Source organism: uncultured Nostoc sp. (genome assembly GCF_964245575.1).
In the GTDB taxonomy this organism is placed as follows: domain Bacteria; phylum Cyanobacteriota; class Cyanobacteriia; order Cyanobacteriales; family Nostocaceae; genus Nostoc.
In genome coordinates, this window is sequence record NZ_CAXTNP010000013.1 from 1 (window position 1) to 19,508 (window position 19,508).

22 protein-coding genes are annotated in these 19,508 nt (G+C 41.7%); 13 read left to right on the plus strand and 9 right to left on the minus strand.

Features of this window, described 5'->3' with window-relative positions; translation table 11 throughout:
• Positions 1–517: 517 nt before the first annotated feature.
• On the minus strand, positions 518–877 hold the full coding sequence (locus tag ACFFAP_RS03450; protein ID WP_375509911.1) for a type II toxin-antitoxin system HigA family antitoxin: 360 nt from the start codon (positions 875–877) through the stop codon (positions 518–520).
• A complete protein-coding gene (locus ACFFAP_RS03455) occupies positions 858–1,160 on the minus strand; it encodes a type II toxin-antitoxin system HigB family toxin (protein ID WP_375509912.1) in 303 nt (100 codons plus the stop codon). Before ACFFAP_RS03455 ends, ACFFAP_RS03450 begins: the two co-directional genes overlap by 20 nt.
• Before the next feature lie 359 nt (positions 1,161–1,519).
• On the opposite strand from ACFFAP_RS03455, the gene ACFFAP_RS03460 reads away from it, so the two are divergent.
• Positions 1,520–1,891: a DUF2237 family protein gene (locus ACFFAP_RS03460; RefSeq protein WP_375509913.1), complete on the plus strand. Its 372-nt coding sequence runs from the start codon at positions 1,520–1,522 to the stop codon at positions 1,889–1,891.
• 132 nt (positions 1,892–2,023) lie between these two features.
• On the opposite strand, the gene ACFFAP_RS03465 is transcribed toward ACFFAP_RS03460, so the two are convergent.
• Positions 2,024–4,069, minus strand: coding sequence for a response regulator (locus ACFFAP_RS03465; protein WP_375509914.1), 2,046 nt, complete (start codon positions 4,067–4,069; stop codon positions 2,024–2,026).
• A 16-nt stretch (positions 4,070–4,085) separates the two neighbouring features.
• Positions 4,086–4,646 carry a chemotaxis protein CheB gene (locus tag ACFFAP_RS03470; protein WP_375509915.1) on the minus strand — a complete coding sequence of 187 codons (561 nt, stop codon included), beginning with the start codon at positions 4,644–4,646 and terminating at the stop codon, positions 4,086–4,088.
• 721 nt (positions 4,647–5,367) lie between these two features.
• Here ACFFAP_RS03470 and ACFFAP_RS03475 point away from each other — a divergent pair.
• The 6 genes from ACFFAP_RS03475 (at position 5,368) to ACFFAP_RS03500 (ending at position 11,252) form a co-directional block, all read left to right on the plus strand.
• Positions 5,368–5,868 (plus strand): DUF2231 domain-containing protein, encoded by a 501-nt coding sequence (locus ACFFAP_RS03475; protein WP_375509916.1) that lies wholly within the window; start codon positions 5,368–5,370, stop codon positions 5,866–5,868.
• Complete coding sequence (locus ACFFAP_RS03480; RefSeq protein WP_375509917.1) at positions 5,865–6,482, plus strand: DUF2231 domain-containing protein; 618 nt, start codon at positions 5,865–5,867, stop codon at positions 6,480–6,482. The genes ACFFAP_RS03475 and ACFFAP_RS03480 overlap by 4 nt, the downstream gene beginning before the upstream one ends.
• 123 nt (positions 6,483–6,605) lie before the next feature.
• Complete coding sequence (locus ACFFAP_RS03485; protein WP_375509961.1) at positions 6,606–7,520, plus strand: cytochrome c oxidase subunit II; 915 nt, start codon at positions 6,606–6,608, stop codon at positions 7,518–7,520.
• Between the two features lie 14 nt (positions 7,521–7,534).
• Complete coding sequence (ctaD, locus tag ACFFAP_RS03490) at positions 7,535–9,226, plus strand: cytochrome c oxidase subunit I (RefSeq protein ID WP_375509918.1); 1,692 nt, start codon at positions 7,535–7,537, stop codon at positions 9,224–9,226.
• Between the two features lie 190 nt (positions 9,227–9,416).
• Positions 9,417–10,019: a heme-copper oxidase subunit III gene (locus ACFFAP_RS03495; RefSeq protein WP_375509919.1), complete on the plus strand. Its 603-nt coding sequence runs from the start codon at positions 9,417–9,419 to the stop codon at positions 10,017–10,019.
• Between the two features lie 309 nt (positions 10,020–10,328).
• Positions 10,329–11,252 (plus strand): FTR1 family protein, encoded by a 924-nt coding sequence (locus tag ACFFAP_RS03500; RefSeq protein WP_375509920.1) that lies wholly within the window; start codon positions 10,329–10,331, stop codon positions 11,250–11,252.
• Between the two features lie 150 nt (positions 11,253–11,402).
• Here ACFFAP_RS03500 and ACFFAP_RS03505 read toward each other — a convergent pair whose 3' ends face one another.
• From ACFFAP_RS03505 to ACFFAP_RS03520, 4 genes are all read right to left on the minus strand, one after another.
• Entirely contained in the window at positions 11,403–12,182 is a 780-nt protein-coding gene (locus ACFFAP_RS03505; RefSeq protein ID WP_375509921.1) for a hypothetical protein, read from the minus strand.
• Positions 12,183–12,493: 311 nt separating this feature from the next.
• Positions 12,494–13,330: a CheR family methyltransferase gene (locus tag ACFFAP_RS03510; RefSeq protein WP_375509962.1), complete on the minus strand. Its 837-nt coding sequence runs from the start codon at positions 13,328–13,330 to the stop codon at positions 12,494–12,496.
• 232 nt (positions 13,331–13,562) lie between these two features.
• Positions 13,563–14,093: a hypothetical protein gene (locus ACFFAP_RS03515; protein ID WP_375509922.1), complete on the minus strand. Its 531-nt coding sequence runs from the start codon at positions 14,091–14,093 to the stop codon at positions 13,563–13,565.
• A 250-nt stretch (positions 14,094–14,343) separates the two neighbouring features.
• Positions 14,344–14,910, minus strand: coding sequence for an HD domain-containing protein (locus ACFFAP_RS03520; protein WP_375509963.1), 567 nt, complete (start codon positions 14,908–14,910; stop codon positions 14,344–14,346).
• Between the two features lie 168 nt (positions 14,911–15,078).
• Here ACFFAP_RS03520 and ACFFAP_RS03525 point away from each other — a divergent pair, with 168 nt between their 5' ends.
• The 6 genes from ACFFAP_RS03525 (at position 15,079) to ACFFAP_RS03550 (ending at position 18,480) form a co-directional block, all read left to right on the plus strand.
• Entirely contained in the window at positions 15,079–15,417 is a 339-nt protein-coding gene (locus ACFFAP_RS03525) for a Uma2 family endonuclease (protein ID WP_375509923.1), read from the plus strand.
• Positions 15,339–15,518 (plus strand): Uma2 family endonuclease, encoded by a 180-nt coding sequence (locus tag ACFFAP_RS03530; protein ID WP_375509924.1) that lies wholly within the window; start codon positions 15,339–15,341, stop codon positions 15,516–15,518. The genes ACFFAP_RS03525 and ACFFAP_RS03530 overlap by 79 nt, the downstream gene beginning before the upstream one ends.
• Before the next feature lie 572 nt (positions 15,519–16,090).
• Positions 16,091–16,831 carry a DUF2993 domain-containing protein gene (locus tag ACFFAP_RS03535; RefSeq protein WP_375509925.1) on the plus strand — a complete coding sequence of 247 codons (741 nt, stop codon included), beginning with the start codon at positions 16,091–16,093 and terminating at the stop codon, positions 16,829–16,831.
• A gap of 33 nt (positions 16,832–16,864) precedes the next feature.
• Complete coding sequence (locus ACFFAP_RS03540) at positions 16,865–17,416, plus strand: DUF2231 domain-containing protein (RefSeq protein ID WP_375509926.1); 552 nt, start codon at positions 16,865–16,867, stop codon at positions 17,414–17,416.
• A gap of 442 nt (positions 17,417–17,858) precedes the next feature.
• Entirely contained in the window at positions 17,859–18,275 is a 417-nt protein-coding gene (locus ACFFAP_RS03545; RefSeq protein WP_229500952.1) for a DUF2809 domain-containing protein, read from the plus strand.
• The gene (locus ACFFAP_RS03550; RefSeq protein WP_375509927.1) at positions 18,253–18,480 is read left to right on the plus strand and encodes a DUF167 domain-containing protein; all 228 of its coding nucleotides are present in this window, start codon (positions 18,253–18,255) and stop codon (positions 18,478–18,480) included. The genes ACFFAP_RS03545 and ACFFAP_RS03550 overlap by 23 nt, the downstream gene beginning before the upstream one ends.
• Positions 18,481–18,862: 382 nt before the next feature.
• Here the strand turns inward: ACFFAP_RS03550 and ACFFAP_RS03555 are convergent, their stop codons facing one another.
• The gene (locus ACFFAP_RS03555) at positions 18,863–19,474 is read right to left on the minus strand and encodes a glutathione S-transferase family protein (RefSeq protein WP_375509928.1); all 612 of its coding nucleotides are present in this window, start codon (positions 19,472–19,474) and stop codon (positions 18,863–18,865) included.
• Positions 19,475–19,508 lie beyond the last annotated feature (34 nt).

The following is a 19,508-nucleotide window of genomic DNA, read 5'->3' on the forward strand; positions in this document are numbered from 1 at the left end:
TTATTACTTCAGTAAATCTGATATAACTCATCAGCTTTACTTATTTAAAGGTAAGCAACGAGGTTAGGATACGCCGAAGCTCTCTGTTGTATGACATGACAATAATATATGTAGAAATTCTGATTCTATTGCTTACTGATCTGGGAACAATAACTTTGTAGATTACCGCTATTCCAAAAAAATTAACCCTCAGCTTACCACTGGGGGCTTTTTTTGTTTGGCAAAATGGCATATCTCTAAATTAGACGGTTGCTATGGTATTTAAGTAGGATACATTCCATGCGAAAAGTACTGACTTGCATTACCCCTGGCTAACTACCAGGGGTTTTTATTGGATTTTCACTTTAGTAATTGTGGAACTCTAAAAAAAATTATTATTCACAAGCATCTTTCTGTAACTCAAAAACTAATTAAGTCATAAAACTATTTAAATGATTGCACTTATACACTCAATAACGAGTTATTCAAGACTATTTTGTAAGAAAGCAGCAGGTGAAATATGAAAAAATTCTGCCAGTTATTCAATGTGTCTAGTTGTTAATTTACGCCGCTTTTTCAAGATAGCCGATATAATAGACTCTGTTTTTAAAATAGGTAATAAATATTTTTGAAGTAGCCCATTTTCTTCTATCAAAACCTGAAGTAAGTCTACTCCATAAATATCAGGCACAGGCTGCTGGGTTTGTTCATACTCGTAAACTAGAATGCCTAAAAGATTAAGATAATCTTCTTCATCTGATGTTAGCAGGGCGCTGTCTATTAAAGAATCGATAATTTTTTGGGTGGCAAAGAACTCTTCCTCAGTCTTGATAGGACGAGGAGGAAATGCTTGCAGTAGCTCAATGTAGGTAGGGCGTTTATTTAAACCAAGGGTCATTTTTCCATTTGTCGGTATCGTACTCTGTGTAGGTTATTACGTTACGGATAAATATTTTTTGGCTTTGATAGTCAATATAAATAATAAGGCGATACTTGTTTATTTGAATATTAAAAACTGTAAGTTCACCTACTGGATCGGCAGAGTTAAAAGCTTGGGAAACTTCAACTATATTCTGCCACCTGGCTAATTTTGCAACTTTGTACCAACCACGTAAACTAGACTCAGCATCGGGATACTTTTGATAAAAAAGTTTCAGTGCTGTAGTAGAAATTATGTGCATAATAAATGAATTTTTTTAGCGTAAAGCTCATAAGCATTTTGTTGTGTCCGCTCGCTAGGTATTCTTACAGGTTAGCAATTTGCTAAGTTGGGGTCAAGAGCTTAATGATTGGGCTTTTTCGCTTTATTACTAATGGCGGTAGACTTTCGGTAAAAAGATACTTGTTACCATGTTTAGTAAGTGCAATGGCGTATCCGGCGTAGGCGATCGCACTTCTACCACTCAAAGCAATGTATAAGTAGTGATTCTAGAATTCCCTGCATTTCCTTTATTAATAAGAGATAGCGATTTTAATTCACTAGGGAAGTGTCAATATAGGCTTATATCAAAGTGAAAAAATCAAGTACAACGAATTAACAATGACAGAAGCTAAAAACGTAATCGGTGGAAACCTAGAAGCCTGCTGCACTTCTCCCATAACAGGGTTTTACCGCGACGGTTTTTGTCGCACAGGTGGTCAGGATTTCGGGTCGCACGTCGTATGTGCCGAAATGACATCAGAATTCCTGGAGTTCACCAAATCCCACGGGAACGATCTAAGCACACCTGTTCCTGATTTTAATTTTCCTGGACTGAAGCCTGGCGATCACTGGTGTTTGTGTGCTTCTCGCTGGCAAGAAGCTCTCGATGCTGGCGTTGCTCCACCTGTCATCCTCTCTGCAACCCATGCTAGAGCTTTGGAAATGGTTTCCCTAGACGAATTGAAAAAACATGCCCTAACTTCGTCTTGATTGGGCATTGAAAAGAGGCTCCAGGGGCGGGGTGCTGCTCTTGCAGAGGGGAAAATTCTTCTCCCTTGCTCCCTGCTCCCTGCTCCCCTGCTCCCCTGCTCCCCTGCTTCTTCCCCATTCCCCAGTTCAAAATCAACCCACTGGAACTTCCACAGGTAGCTTTAATACATTGGCAACCATAGCAATCAATTTAGTGGGGTCAATTGGCTTAGATAAATGCTGCTGAAACCCTGCTGAAAGCGCTTCTAAGCGGTCTTCCTCTCGCGTGTATGCTGTTAAAGCGATCGCTGGGATACGCCCGCCTTTTTCTGGTTCTAAAGAGCGCAGTTTCCGAATCAGCGTATAACCATCTTGCTCTGACATGCCGATGTCGCTAATCAAGATATCTGGTTTTGCTTGTTCAAGTACTGCCAACGCTTCATTAACTGATGCTACCGCAGTGACAAAAGCCCCATACTCCTCAAACATAAAACTGAGAAAGTTACGGGTATCTGCTTCATCATCTACAACTAAAACTCTTAATCCAGCAAGGGGGGTCGATGCTACGGGGGAAGAAATTTCTCCTGTGGCTTCTCTACTCGCCCTGCTAGCCCTATTGTCTTGTAGCAGTGGCAGTTTCACAGTAAAGGTTGCTCCTTCTCCTGTACCTGGACTTTGGGCAGAGATTGTACCTTTGTGCAGTTCCACTAGATGACGGACGATCGCTAGTCCTAGTCCTAGTCCATTGTGCGATCGCGTCGTGGTGCTGTCTGCTTGCCGGAAACGCTCAAATACTTTGGGCAAAAACTCAGAACTGATGCCAATGCCCGTATCGATAACTTCAATTTGGGCGTATTTGTGAGTTGTTTGTTGTTCTTCACCACAGACTACTGACAGATTCACTTCTACCCTGCCACCCTTAGGGGTAAACTTAATAGCATTAGTTAGTAGGTTCCAGACAACTTGCTGTAATCGGGCTGGATCGCCATAAACTGACCCTACCGAAGTATCTAGGACAGTATTTAACTTAATATCTTTTGGTTCTGCTAGGGGACGCACTGCCTCTAAGGCTGCCTCCATCACTGTGAGCAGATTCACCGCAGATACATTTAACCGCAACTGACCACGGATAATCCGCGATACATCTAAGATATCCTCAATTAGTTGCATCTGAGATATAGCGTTGCGTTCAATCGCCTCTAGGGCACGGGAAGTGGCTTTTTCGTCAAGTTTCTTAGAGCGGAGGATTTTTGACCAGCCCAGCATTGAGGTTAGGGGTGTGCGGAGTTCATGGGAGAGAACGGCGAGAAACTCATCTTTCATCCGATTTGCTGCTTCTGCTTCTTGTCTTGCTGTCTGTTCTCGAATCACTTGAGCGCGGACTTCTTCTGCTTGTTTGCGTTCAGTAATATCTTCGAGAGTGCCTACATATCCCAGCAATTCTCCTTGACCGGAAAGCATCGGTGATGAGCGAACTTGAACCCAACGGACGATGCCATGAGCAGTTTGAAAGCGAAACTCTTCAGAGTAGTCACGACCTTCACCAATGTAGTTAGACCAAGTGGCAACTGCTCGTTCTCTATCTTCTGGATGAACAGATTCTAGCCATCTTTTTTCTAAACTCTCTGCCGCTTTCAAACCACAAATTATCTGATAGCGGGGATTAGTATACCTACAGCTGCCTTCAGTATCAATTTCAAAAATGCCAACGGGTGAACAGGTACTCAGCGATCGCAATCGTTCTTCACTTTGTCTGAGTTCCGCATTCACAGCTACCAGCTGCGCTGCTTGTTGCTTGACGGCTTCTGTTTTCTTAAATAGTTCTACAAATACTATGACCTTAGAAGTCAAGATATTGGGGTCTAATGGTTTGAGCAAATAATCAACTGCACCCAAGGCATAGCCTTTAAACAGCATTTGGTCGCTGGTGCTAAAGGCGGTGAGAAAGATAATTGGAGTGTGACGCGATCGTCCCCGATTCCGAATTAAGGTAGCAGTTTCAAAGCCATCCATCCCTGGCATTTGCACATCCAGCAAAATCACTGCAAAATCTTGATGTAGCAGACACCTCAAAGCTTCTTCCCCAGAAGTAGCTCTTACCAGATTCTCTCCCAGTTTTTCTAGGATTGCTTCTAGCGCTAGCAAATTTTCTAGTTTATCATCCACTAGGAGGATGTTTACTTTGGGTTCCATCTGCATGGGTTTATTTCCGTGATTAATGACAAAGCTTAACCAACTGGGAAGCAATGTTTGAGAGTGTCAAAATCCAGTCTACTGCAACAGCAGAAATTGCTGCTTCTGGCATAACGTCGCTCTGGGCTGTGGCAGGTTCCTGTACGATAGTAAGTCCTCCCCGCGCTTTTATTTTCTTAAGACCTTGCATACCATCTTGATTTGCCCCTGTCAATATTACACCAATAACTTGCTGGGTGTAGACATCGGCTGCTGACTCAAACAGCACATCAATAGATGGTCTGGCATAGGAAACAGGCTCATCAGTCGAAAGAGCAAAGTGGTCTAGTTCAACTAGCAAGTGATAATCGGCTGGAGCTAGGTAGATATGTCCTGGTAGTATTTCGTCTTTGTCTTCCACTTCTCGAATCGGCAACGAAGTATATTCTTGTAATAACTCCTGGAGTGTGTTGTTAGACTCCTTGTGACGGTGTTGCACGATCGCGATCGGCACTAGAAAGTCTGCTGGTAAATTACCCAAGATAATTTTTAATGCTGATAATCCACCCAAAGAAGTACCAATTACCACAATTTGAAACGCCACTTGTTTAGTCCTCACATCTGTAGTATGTGGGTTTCAATCTTAGTGTGACTTAATGGCTCATAAAAACCTTTCAGCATTCTCCAGTTCCACCACAGCTACTAACTTACCTTGATTCGCTTCTATACCAACTACTGAAGATTATATAATTTTGTCAGTTACATTACAATTAAAAGTTTTATCTTTGTGAAATACTTTACAGAAAATTATTATATATAGACTTTTTAAAATCTTCATTAATGCCAGAATCGATACATTATAGAATTTTTTTTTTGCTCAAAAACTAACTTTTAAAACTTTTATTATTATTGTTTTGACAATTCATAAAAATTTACTTAAGCTAAAGGATAGGTAAAGCAAATCAACAAAGGACAGCGATTTGGTTTAGCTACATCAAAAATTGCTGTTGCAGACTATTGGCATGAGGAAATTAATTGCAACCAAAGTAGTTCCATAAAGGTAAGTTTACTAAATTTGTCTACAAAAAGCTAAGACATAATTAAGCGTATTGCACCGCGCACATATTGAACAGATTCCGGTCAATTATCGATGGATACTTGTAGTGATGTTAGTGAGTATCCATGAATCATTGAAGTTTGACTAGCGATTTTAGATTAAGGCCTTCTGGTTTATATCTTGTCAGGGACGGAATAAATCTAAAATCCAAAACTGGCAATCCAAAATTGATTGACCACAGTGCAGTAGATATGTCCAGGAGAATACAATGCTTGAGTATTTTACATCTTTGAACGACCACAATTTACCCTATCCAGATACGATTCATCCCATTGTTGTCCACTTCGTAATTGCGATGGTATTGTTTTCGTTTTTCTGTGATTTAATTGGCTATTTCACTGGTAAATCCAGTCTTTTTGAGGTGAGTTGGTGGAACATGTTAGTTGCCACGATCGCCATCTTTGTTGCGATCATTTTTGGTCAGTTTGAAGCGGGTTTAGCACAACCTTACAGCCTAGCTAAATCAGTGCTGAATTTGCATACGCTGATTGGTTGGTCGCTTTCGGGAATCATCACGGCGATTACAGCTTGGCGCTATGTAATTCGTGCCCGCAACCCGCAAAAAGTACCGATTTATTATTTGGGAGCCGGATTAGTTTTGACTTTGATAGTTGGCTTGCAAGTATATCTCGGAGATGAGCTTGTTTGGGTATATGGATTGCATACAGTGCCAGTTGTGGAAGCATTAAAGGATGGTCTGTTGCGATGAACTCAGAATTAATTGATCAATTGAGCGGCTCTCTAGGCGCAAACGGATTACCTTACACAATTCCCATTCATCCCAACTTAGTCCATCTGACAATAGGTTTGTTCATCATTGGGATGACCTTTGATATTGTTGGTGTTCTGTTCCCCTTCCAAAAATGGGTCTTCAAATTTTTGGCAATTACTGTCGAACGTGACAACTTATTCGATGTTGGCTGGTACAACATGCTAGCTGCCAGCATCATTACATTTTTCACGGTGACAGCAGGCTTTTACGAAATGCTTTTGGCAACACCACCAGCTGATATGAAAAGTGCCTGGGGATTGCAGGCAATGGAAACTATGCTTTGGCATGGTGTGGGTGGTGTGTTCTTATTAGCGCTGATTGTTGGTATGACCATCTGGAGAGGATGGCAGCGCTTCGTTTGGGGCAAACAAGCATATAAACAGACAGATAGAGAAGTGCAATGGATTTATCTGTTCGCAGGCATAGCAATCATGTTGATTATGTACGTTCACGGGACACTAGGGGCGCAAATGGCTACCGAATTTGGCATACACAATACAGCAGATAGTTTACTGCGATCGCACCAAGACCTCAACACCACACTCAAATAAGTCATTTGTCCAAAGTCCAATTGTCATTTGTTTAAAGTTACTAACCATCGACCAATGACCAATGACCAATGACCAATGACCAATGACTAATGACCAATGACCAATGACCAATGACTAATGACCATGAAAATCCAGAAGATTTTAAATATTTTGACGCTGCTGACAGGCGCGATCGCAGTGACTGTTACCAGTCTCTGGATTGGGAAGCAGGCTTACTTTTGGCTTCCCCCCCAAGCAGCAGCCGAATCCCAATTAATTGATGATTTGATTAGCTTCTTAGTAACCCTCGGTGCCTTCATCTTCTTGGGAGTAACAAGTACTCTGATGTATTCTGTGATCTTCCATCGGGCAGTCAAAGATGACTTCACCGACGGCCCCCCAATTCATGGCAATGTCACCTTAGAAGTTGTCTGGACAGCAATCCCAATTCTTTTGGTGTTTTGGATTGCAGGCTACAGCTACCAAGTTTACGAACAAATGGGGATTCAAGGCCCATCGGAATTAGTTCACCTGCATAATCCGCTAGCAATGCAATCGGCTCATGCAGAACCAGCTAACGCTTTAGCTGAACCTGTAGAAAAAATTGACGTACTAGCTAAACAGTGGGCGTGGGTTTTTCATTACCCAGAGACAGATGTCACTAGTACGGAATTGCATTTACCGAGCGATCGCCGAGTACGTTTAGCGCTGCGATCGCAAGACGTTCTCCACGGCTTCTATATACCTGCATTTCGCCTCAAGCAGGATATTATTCCCAACCATGCGCTCGACTTTGAATTTACTCCTATCCGCCCTGGTCAATATCGATTGACCGATTCCCAATATAGCGGCACATACTTTGCGACGATGCAGGCGAATGTAATCGTCGAATCTCCTGAAGATTATCAGCAGTGGCTGGCACAAGCTGCAACCCAAAAGCCATCCCTAGCAAATAATCAGGCAGCTTCTGAGTATGCTCAAACATCCCATCAATCAGTCCAAACTGGTTGGGTCACAGTTCCACCTGCTGCACCTCCTCTAGTCAATTCACCTGGTTGAAAGGAAAGTAACCCATGACTAATGTTCCTATTGAAGGCATTCTTTTCCCTAATGAGAAGCCTAACCACGAATTTCCAAGTAATTGGAAAGAATACTTCAGCTTTAGTACTGACCACAAGGTAATTGGTATCCAGTATCTCGTTACCTCCTTCTTCTTCTTTCTCGTCGGCGGTATCTTTGCGATGGTGATGCGGGGAGAACTGCTAACACCCGAATCAGATTTAGTCGATCGCACAGTCTACAACGGCATGTTTACCATGCACGGCACTGTGATGCTGTTTTTGTGGACATTTCCCTCACTAGTTGGTTTTGCTAACTATCTAGTGCCACTGATGATTGGGGCGCGAGATATGGCATTTCCCCGCCTCAACGCCGTTGCCTTTTGGATGGTGCCAGTAGTCGGGATTTTGATGATGGGTAGCTTCTTTGTCCCTGGTGGCCCAGCCCAAGCGGGTTGGTGGTCTTACCCGCCCGTCAGTCTCCAGAATCCCACAGGTAACTTGATTAATGGTCAAGTTATCTGGCTCTTAGCGGTGGCAATATCCGGCGTATCCTCAATTATGGGGGCAGTCAACTTTGTCACCACCATCGTCAAGATGCGGGCCCCAGGAATGGGCTTTTTTCGGATGCCCTTGTTTGTCTGGGGAGTGCTTAGTGCCCAGATTATCCAACTATTCGGACTACCTGCATTGACAGCTGGTGCAGTGATGCTACTACTCGACCTCACAGTTGGCACTAGCTTTTTTGATCCAGCCAAGGGTGGGAATCCAGTTATGTTCCAGCATTACTTCTGGTTCTACTCCCACCCCGCCGTTTACGTGATTATTTTGCCTGTATTTGCGATTTTCTCAGAAATCTTCCCGGTTTATTCACGTAAACCTCTATTTGGTTACAAAGTAGTTGCCGTTTCATCCATCTTGATTGCACTAGTTAGCGGTATTGTTTGGGTACACCACATGTACGTCAGCGGTACGTCAGGCTGGATGCGGTTGGTTTTCATGATGACAACAATGTGCGTGTCTGTACCTACGGGCATTAAAGTATTTGCTTGGGTGGCGACCATCTGGGGAGGTAAACTGCGACTGCACACACCGATGCTGTTCGCTCTAGGTGCGTTGATCATGTTTGTTTTCGCCGGAATCACAGGCATTATGCTTTCTTCCGTGCCGGTTGATGTCCACGTTAACAATACCTACTTTGTGGTGGGACACTTCCACTATGTTCTCTACGGCACCGTGACGATGGGCTTATATGCTGCCATCTACCACTGGTTCCCCAAGATGACTGGGCGGATGTACTCCGAAAGCTGGGGTAAAATCCACTTCTGGTTAGCTTTCATCGGCACTAACCTCAACTTTTTGCCCATGCACCCCTTAGGATTGCAAGGGATGTTACGCCGAGTTGCTTCCTACGCCCCAGAGTATCAATTCTGGAATGTCATCGCTAGCCTGGGCGGATTTTTGTTGGGAATGTCCACCTTGCCCTTCATTTTCAATATGGTGATTTCTTGGATGCAAGGCGAGAAAGCACCTGATAATCCTTGGCGGGCAATTGGATTAGAGTGGTTAGTTTCTTCACCGCCTCCAGTAGAAAACTTTGAAGAAATTCCGATCATCATCTCTGAACCCTACGGCTACGGCAAATCTGAACCGTTGACAGCTAATCTACGCGAAAACAGTCACTCAACATTGACAAGCGCAGACTGACTTTTATTTGGGAACCAAAACCCTTTTAAAATCCCGTTTCCAGGTACTACCTGGAAATCCTCTTCATTGGGCTACTGCCGCGAGTAAGAAAAGCGGCAGCCCTCCTGTGGGCATTAAGAGCCAGAGGCTCTTAACGAGGGAATGAGGCAATTACACATCGCAGTCTGCAAGGTAAAGGAGAATTCCACCAATGGACAGTTATATCAATTCAAATGAGTTGCATCAGACAGGCGCAGAACATAGCCACGACGAAGAAGGCAACAAGATGTTTGGCTTCATTGTGTTCCTACTGTCTGAAAGCGTAATTTTCCTGAGTTTTTTCGCCGGATATATCATCTACAAAACAACAGCACCTAACTGGCTACCGGCTGGTGTTTCAGGACTAGAAGTAAAAGATCCGACAATCAACACAGTAATTCTTGTCGCCAGTAGCTTTGTGATTTACTTAGCCGAACGCGCCCTTCAACGCCATGACTTAGTGAAATTTCGCCTGTTTCTCTTGGCAACAATGGCGATGGGAACTTACTTTTTGGCTGGACAAGCGATTGAATGGAGTCACCTGGAGTTTGGCTTCACCTCAGGGGTATTTGGTGGGATATTCTATCTGCTAACAGGCTTCCACGGTTTGCACGTTTTCACCGGCATCCTGTTGCAGTTGATAATTTTGGTACGTTCTTTCATCCCTGGCAACTACGATACAGGTCACTACGGCGTCAACGCAACTTCGTTGTTTTGGCACTTCGTCGATGTTATCTGGATTATTTTGTTTGTCCTGATCTATGTTTGGCAGTAAATATTGATGGGGAGGAAAAGCCCCAAAATTTATCTGGCTTGGTGTATGGGGCATTGTTAATTACTTCTATGCCCCATGCATCATTCACTTTTTCTTCTATCAAGATTGCGATCACCCACGGCGGGGCGTAGCCCATCGCCCATTGACAAAACTCCAAAAGCTAAAAAATTCGTAGTGTGACTCTTTAGGGTGCAGAATGTGGGATCAAAGCATCACTCACACAAAGAAAAATCCGCTCAAGGTAAAAGTAAAGAAACTGTTACAGTCAACTTAGAATAAACATTTGCTATTGAAACAATTTAATTTACTATGAATTGGAGTGCTGCATTACCCACCTTTTTCATTACCCTGCGAGAAGGCGTGGAAGCTGCTTTAGTTGTGGGAATCGTCTTCGCCTGTTTACAGCAAGCTCAACAAAAAAAGTTGCACCGTTGGGTTTACTTAGGAATCTTGAGTGGCATTATAGCGAGTTTTGTAGTTGGTTTGCTAATTCATCTAGGGTTACAGGGATTGCAGACATCTGAGCAATTATATGCGCCTGTCTTTAAGCAATTATTCGAGGTGGGATTAGGCGCGATCGCGATCGCAATGCTCAGTTGGATGCTAATTTGGATGACACGACAAGCGCGATTTCTCAAAGCTGAGATTGAAGGTTCCGTCAAAACTGCCTTGGGTGAAGATAACCGCGCAGCTTGGGCAATTTTCAGCTTAGTTTTTATTGCCGTGTTTCGGGAAGGACTAGAAACGGCTTTGTTTATCGTCGCTAAATTTCAAGAAGGCTTGACACCCATCCTGGGGGCGATCGCAGGACTAGCGATCGCGGTCATAATCGGGATGCTACTTTTTAAGTGGAGTGTTCGGATTAACTTGAAACAATTTTTCCAGGTGATGGGCGTATTTCTGCTATTGATTGTCTCTGGGTTAGTAATTTCTGCCCTGCGCCATCTGGATGCAGCTGCGATCGCTTTTAGCCAAATCAACCCTGAAGTCTTGGGCGTTTGCGGACAAGGAAATACATCTTGTCTTTTGGGGCCCCAGGTTTGGGATCTCTCAACCATCTTACCTGACCGCCAGTTGCCTGGTATTTTGCTGAAAACCTTATTTGGCTATACCCAAAAACTGTATCTAGTGCAGGCTATGGGGTATCTCCTCTTTTGGGCAATTGTGGGCGGTCTTTACTTCCGCAGTCTTGACCAGCCAACACAATTAAAGCCAGCAAGCAAACTCAATTAACGTCTATTTCTCAACACCGAACCTGAAAGATTTGACTGAGGGAAATGTTGTAATTTATTGATGCAGGGGAATCAAATTCCCCTGCTGGATGCTACAGAAACTCTTGCTTTAGTAAGTCTGGATAATCACAAAACTTCTGGGCGCGAGGCGTTAAACCAAATAACTTGTATTTGGCACGATCGCAAAGAAAGCATACTCATACCAAGCAGTCCAGATAAAACTGCGAATCCATCGCTGGCGCTTTTCAAGACTCAATTCATATTCAAACGCCCCACTAGATACATCAATGGAAGATAGGTGAGAGTTACAACCACAGCCGTGTTGATAAGTAAAACCGTATTGAGAAGCAATACTTTGCACCTTCATCTGAATCGCAAACACCTTACCTGAATGGAGTATGGCATCCCAAGCACGTTTGTGTTCGATATCGCGCCGATCAAATCGTAAGGCGCGTTCTTCAAAAACATGATCGCGGTAAATTGGTGCTAAATGCACATGATAGAAGCTGGCAGGTAGTTCATAACCAAACTCGTTGAATAAATCTATACCAATGCGAGCGACTTTTACTTCATCAGCATACTCTGTCCCCTTTGACTCCAGATCACGGAGAATTTCTGCAAAGTTTGGATAGCTGTGTTTGAGAAAGTCTTGTCCAAAAAATTCTAGGGTTTCCCACGCCAGTTGTGCAAATAGCTGGGAGAATGACGGTATCAAGTGAGCTAGTTGGGGGCGATCGCTAAATAAGTCAACATCACCATGCTCTAATTTGTATAAGAACAACTGTGCCATCTCAACATAGGTTTGGGGATGGGAAAGTCCTACACTCGTGCTTTCTCTAGCAATGTCTTGCCATGTAGAAGGTAGTTGAGAAATGTGAACCGCATTTTCTCCAGCAATGACTGCAACAGGAGGACATTCGAGAAGTTGCATCGACAATCTCCTTTAAGACTTTAATGTGTAATTTACCTTAAGCGATCGCTAAGTCTATCTTCTGAACACAATTAAAAATGTTTGACAGACTGTCTTTTTACAGCGATCGTAACTTTATTTATAATATTTTTTCTGCAAAATACTTAGTGCTAATTAAGTATACACTTTTAGTTATAGCCGTAGTCACATAGGTTAGGACAGTATTGATTGCTCAAAGGTTTGAAAAGACTGGGTTTTTACTCAGCACTCAGCACTTTGCTATATATTCTCTTTATGTTTACGGTTAAATCCACTTAAATCAAGTCTATATTTTAAGCACCAGCTATTTTCTTATATATTTTCTCACCTTTGACTATTTCTTCATAATACTGTTCATAAGGGGTAAAGCTGATAGATTCTTGCCTTCCTAAACCCAAAACACCAAAGGTGCAAAGGCTATTATAAAACAGTTCGTGTACCCGCTTTTGAAGTACCTGATTGAAATATATCAGGACGTTACGACAAAGGATAACATTAAACTCATTAAAAGAGCTATCAGTTGCTAAATTATGCTGGGCAAAGACAACGTTTTCTCTTAGAGATGCTCGAAATATAGCGCTATCATAAGCTGCTGTATAATATTCTGAAAAAGACTTCTTGCCGCCTGCTTTCAAATAAAGTTGAGTATATTCCTGCATCAGTTTCATGGAGAAAATCCCACTTTTAGCACTTTGTAATACCTTCTCATTAGTATCAGTGGCATATATGCGGCAACGGTGGTAAAGTCCTTCTTCTTGTAGTAAAATTGCCATTGAGTAGACTTCTTCACCAGTCGAGCATCCAGCGTGCCAAATGCGAATAAACGGATAGGTTTGCAAGAAGGGGATAACTTGATTTCTGAAGGCGTGATAAAAGCTGGGATCGCGAAACATTGATGTGACATTCACCGTCAGAGCAAGCAAAAATCGTTCCAAATAGGCACGGTTGTGGAGTAACCGTTCTTGCAATGCAGAAACATTTGCTAACCCCTCTAATTGCATGAAGCCCTGAATGCGGCGCTTGAGTGAGGAAAGAGCATAATCGCGAAAGTCATAACCGTAGTACTGATACACACCTTCCAAAAGCAGATGTATTTCTATATCCTCCAGGGTAGGCTTGGGTAAAGTCATAGTAGGAATCAGCATATATGTTGAGCCAGTTCTAGTTATTTAAATGTGCTGGCAATATAACAAGTTAAAATGCTTGGAGTTAGCCAAACGAAGATTTCCCAAAACACCTGATGGAGAAAAAATTATTTACATTTTAAGTGGTAGGATTTTTATAACCCAAATAAATTTTACGCCGAAAATAGCTTGCTGGATCTATTAAATTTGATAACGTTGCTACTTATGAGTTTAGGTTTCACCGAATGACTGTTATTCCTAAAGCAGCGATCGCTATTATTGAAATCCCAACTAGCCATCTCACCTGATAGCGCAGATTTTTAATCTCTTGGCTCAGATTTTCTCTTTGTGGTATGGGATATGGTTGAAGTTCTGCAACTTCAACAGCTACTTGTTGGGGTTTCTTTTTGATACTTTCAAAAGTTACCTGCGTATGTAGCCAATTAGTAATTAATTGAGGACAGTTTTTCTTAAACCAACTTAAAGCCAAAGTTCTAAAAACTGGTTTGGACATTCGCGCAATTAATTTCATCACCTTATTTAAGGGTTTCAGGCGAAGCTTTTGGTTGATTAGATTGACTGAGCCAACATCATAGAGACAATCCAGAATTAGTTTCACAGTAGCTTCTTCACTGTTAATCAAGTTTTGCAGTAAAAGCAGAACATCGTGCATACGCTCTGCTTCAATAACTTTTTCTGTCAAGGTTTCTGGAGAATTTACCGAAGGACTTACGGTTGTATTTAAGGGGTTTCGTCTTACTATCGTCATATTAGTAACATAGCAGTCATAATAATGTAAGTACACCTGTCTACCGGAAGAAAGATTTTTTATCTAGAGAAAGAACCTAAAAGCCAAAACTTTTTCGTGAGACACATGATTATATGGTGTCTGTAAAAAGCCTATTTGTCTAGTTCCTATGAAACTTTTATCCACTTCTGAATAATTGAACTAGAACTACGAAGTAGAACCTGCTAGATTCAATGGGAGCATCTGTTTTGAAAAACATATCTTCATATTTTTATTTAGATGCTAATACGTCAATTTGTGCAACAAGCCGTTCTAATTCGTCAATAATTACAGTGGTTCCAGTCTTTCTGAAGGCATCCACAAGCGCCCGATAATACCAAAGAGTTCCTTCTTTACCTCCCTGAAAACGTTCCCAAAGTGATTCGCCCAAAACGCGATAATCTTTGAGAATAGATTGGGTATTGTAAAGTTTATCTGCTAATGACACGAGCAGTACTGATGGGGAAGCGGTAGGAATATGAGCAATGTATGCTTCCTTGCGCTGTCGCCAAGGCGGTTTTGGAGTTGTATCAGCGTCAGTACAACCATCTACAATTGCTGTTACATTGTCACCAAAGCGACGGCGAATTTCTTCTCGTGTTGCAGCGCCACCTTGATCTTCGATCGCATCGTGTAAGAGAGCTGCGATCGCTTCATCTTCATTTGCCCCATATTCTAAGGCAATACTGGCGACACCTAATAAATGGGCAACGTAAGGAACACCTGAACCTTTACGAACTTGCTTGGCGTGCAGTTGGGTGGCGTAAGTAAGAGCTGTGGTAAAGCGTTCTGAGAGCATTGTTTTGAAAGAATAAAACAGCTTGTAGTCAGATATTGCACTGCTGTTAATGTCAATTTTATAACAAACCGCTCCAGACACAGAGAACGCAGAGCAGGAGAGGGGTACAGAAGTAATTGAATCTCAGCTTAAAATTTAGATATTTATCAAGCTTGCTACGGCATCATCATGACCAGCGAAAAAATAACGGTGCAGTCTTTGTATACTGTCACTGATGAAGAATTAATGCTGATGAGTTTGCAAAACCCAGAACTGCGGTTTGAAGGCAATCCTAATGGAACGTTAGAAACTATACCCCCAACAAGGGGAATTTCTGGTAATCGAGAAATAAAAGCAGGAGCCTATTTGTTGAATTGGGTAGAAAGTCAGGATTTAGGTGAAGTTTTTAGTTCAAGTACAGGTTTTAAATTAGCAAATACGGTAGTGCGATGCCTGATGCTGCTTTTGTGGGTAAAGGACGCTTACCAGAAGGTTGGGATCAGCAAGAAGACAAATTTATTAACTTAGCACCCGACTTTGTAATTGAAATTCGTTCTAAAAACGATAGCTTGGCAAAACTTAAAGCTAAGATGGAAGAATATATTAGTAATGGTGTTAAATTAGGATAGTTAATTGATAGTAAAAATCAACAAGCTTGAGTTTATTGCCGGGATGGTTCAATTACTCAATATCCCGCTACGGCAATATTAAGCAGTGAAGATGTTGTGCTTGGGTTGATGCTACCTTTGAAAAAATTATTGTAAAAGCGATGCCTGCGGTAGTCACTGAGCTTCTTGTACTGAACGCAGTCTAAGTATGTCAAAGTGCTGGCTACGCCTACCCACTTTATACTCATTTGATATGAGGATGCGCCACGCCAAACAAAAATTCGATTCTAAAGTACGTTGCGAATTTTTTTTATTAAATAGATTTTAGCGAAAGTTCATAAATAAACAATATAACTACTAAATACTATATATTCAATCTTTCTTTTGAGTGATATCTGACAATAAGACGTTCTGCATCTACTCTTTAAAAACTTTGGGTAGAAAAGCAAAACTATCGATCATAAATAATTTAATTATCCTTTTAGATAGACAGCATTTCAATCTATATTCCATCGTCAGATAGATAAAAATCTGATGTTAATTATTTAAATTAATTAAAGGAAATACTATTTAAATCGGGAGTTAATTTAATAATGGCAGACAGTCCTGGATTAGGAGAGCAAGCGCTCAATAAAGCGGCAGAAATGGGATTATCTAGCCAATTAGATGAAGTAGAAAATTTAGATGTAAATATCAAAACCGATCCGCTGAAACTGGTTCAGGGAGAAGTGGATTCGGTCACGATTGAAGGTAAAGGTATGGTTATGCAGAAAGACCTCCGCATGGAGGAATTTGACATGCAAATGACTAATGTTGCCATTAATCCTCTGAGTGTAGCTTTCGGCAAAATTGAACTGACTAAACCTACTGAAGCCAATGCACAGGTTGTATTAACCGAGGTTGATATCAATCGCGCCTTCAACTCAGAATATGTGCGATCGCAACTGCAAAGTCAAAAAATCAATGTTAACGGGCAACTGACGACTATCGAGCCTCAACATGTAGAATTTCGACTACCAGGTGATGGTAAAGTAGCACTAAATGCCACCATAAAAATAGTAGAAACAGGTGAAAATCAGCAAGTTGCTTTTTCCGCAGTACCCAGGATTAGCGCCAATGGAAAAACTGTTACTTTGGAAAATGTCGAGTATGGCGAAAGTGGGGAAATCTCACCAGATTTGACAAAAGCTTTAATAGATCAAACTAGCGAAATTTTGAATTTGAGTAACTTTGATTTAGAAGGAATAAGTCTGCAAGTTAACCAACTAAAAGTAGAAGTAGGCAAACTAACCCTACAAGCTGAAGCTTATGTTGAACAAATTCCTTCAGATTAAAAATAAGATGCTAATAAATTCAGGATACTAATAATGGAAACTACAGACACAACGCAAACAAATTCAACACCTTTTCCCAATATTCCACCAGTTATTGAAAGTAACGACAGTGAGTATCTTGATAGCGGCGTACCTAGCACAGTTGCGATCGCAGGACATCCCCTACATCCCCTGAGTGTAATCTTTCCTATCGCCTTTTTAGCCGCCGCCTTGGGAAGTGACATCGGCTACTGGTTAACTCATGATTTCTTTTGGGCTAGGGCTTCGCTATGGTTAATCGGACTTGGATTAGCTGGAGGCTTACTCGCTTCTGCGATCGGTCTGAGCGATTTTGTGAAAATTGAACGAGTTCGCAAGCGCACCGCCGGTTGGGTGCATTTGATACTTAACGTTTCTATCCTGGTTTTATCACTCGTCAACTTTCTCCTGCGTTGGGGCGACGCTGAGTCCCGAATAGTACCTTGGGGACTATTAATCTCGCTGGTTGTTGGTACGCTGACTAGCCTTTCCGGCTGGTTCGGTGCTGAACTCTCCTATCGCCACAAAATCGGTGTAGTGGGCGCTGGTAGCAGAAGATATCCATAACGAAGTTAGGACTTACGCACAAGAGATCGCTCAAAAGTCCTCCAAAACCTCACCCTGTACTATCAGACATCCCTCTCCTTAGTAAGGAGAGGGACAGGTTTTAAGTAGTAAAACCAGGGTGAGGTATCTCAGGGGCTATGAGACTTAACTGTAAATGGCCTCAACAAAGGCTTGTGTACACTGTAGCTTTTTAAGGGGGGAGTGCGCTTCGCGAACCATGTTTCAGGTTTTCAATGCGTAAGTCTGGAAGTAACATCAAATCCGAGTAAATGCACATAGGAAAAATATGCCATAACCCTTGTAATTTATGGGTTAGCTTCTGCGGTAACTGTGTGCAATCAAGCGGATTTGATATAATTCGTCATTAAAATCCAAAATTACGAATTATTAAGAAAGAGCAGTGCAGAGGCTAAAATTTTCGTTAGTCTTTAGCTTTGAGAAAATGCTCCAACATCGTAACCAAACAATATTTATTATTCTTTCTCTGCTCATCGTTGTACCGATGGGCTTTTTGTTTAAGTACTACACTGGGCCTGCCCATCAGTGGTTTAATGACTACGGAGCAGCGATATTTTATGAAATATTTTGGTGTCTCTTCGCATTTTGGTTTTTCAGAAGTCGGGCGGCAATAATCCAAATTCCTATATGGGTTTTTGTCATCACCTGTATACTAGAATTCTTGCAACTTTGGCATCCGCCACTATTAGAGGAAATTCGCGCCACCTTGATAGGTAAATTATTACTTGGTACTACCTTTGTTTGGTGGGATTTTCCTCATTATGTATTGGGTTGTGTTTTAGGTTGGTTGTGGCTGCGACAATTACAGAAAATAGGCTATGCAAAAAAAAGTCAAGGTTAAACCTAATTCAAAACAGCAAAAAATTGAAGAACAACCTGATGGTAGTTTGACTGTGTATTTAAAATCGCCCCCAGTCGATGGTAAGGCTAATGAAGAATTAATTAAACTACTAGCAAAGAAATTTGATGTAGCCAAATCTGATATCAGAATAAAATCAGGTTTGTCCTCTCGGCAAAAGCTGATAGAAATTGATACAGGTATCTAGTACCACAAGGCGGAAGTCAGCCCCTTAGGGGAATTAAAAATTAAGAATTAAAAATTAAAAATTTAGGAATTTTTATCAATTTTTAATTTTACATTTTAAAGTTTTAATTTCGAGAAGCGACGGTCAAAAGTCACGCATAATTCTATTCCGAGCTTCTTGCGCCATTTGAAATGGTGAACCAGCGCTCTTGGTAGGGTTTCCCGAAGCAGGCGACTGGTGAACCCGAAGGGTATGTTTATTTCCGCCGTACTCTACTAGTTGCTGCTTAGTAATACCTTATTGGAAGACTCTGCCTCCTGCTGAATGTGAGGCAATGCCCCACCCAATACATCCTCTAGCAGAGCCAAGAAAGGAGAGACACAAAAAAAGCAAAATCGACTTTTTATGCTTGTGTAATACTGATATACCTTGGTTGAGCTTTGACTCTTTCTATCCAAGCTTGGATAGCAGAAAATTGTGTTAAATCGAACCCACCTTCATCAGCTACATGAGTGTACGCGAACAAGGCGATATCAGCAATCGTGTAACGATCTCCTACAAGAAAAGTGTGAGAAGTTAAGTGTTTTTCCATCAGGCTAAGTGCTGCATAACCTGGTTCACGTTTTTGCCTTATAGCTTCACTATATTCTTCAGTTTTACCTAAAATAGAAATCCAAAATCTTGATGTAGCGATAAAAGGCTCATGGCTATACTGTTCAAAACATAACCATTGCAGCACCTGCGCTCGTAAAAAGCGGTCATAGGGTAAAAATTCTGTACCTTCACTCAGATATACCAATATGGCATTTGATTCTGCCAAGTATTTTCCTGGCTCGATTTCAATAATAGGGATCTTCCCGTTGGGATTTTTACTTAAAAATTCTGGTGTTCGAGTCTCGCCTTTCAAAATGTTAAGCTCTACCCTCTCAAAAGGCATACCTAGTTGTGTTAATAAAAGACGTGTCTTATAACCATTACCAGAAGGTAAGAAATCGTACAAACGCAGTAGTTCCATGCTAAAATGCAGTTAAGAATATGTTGATAAGTAG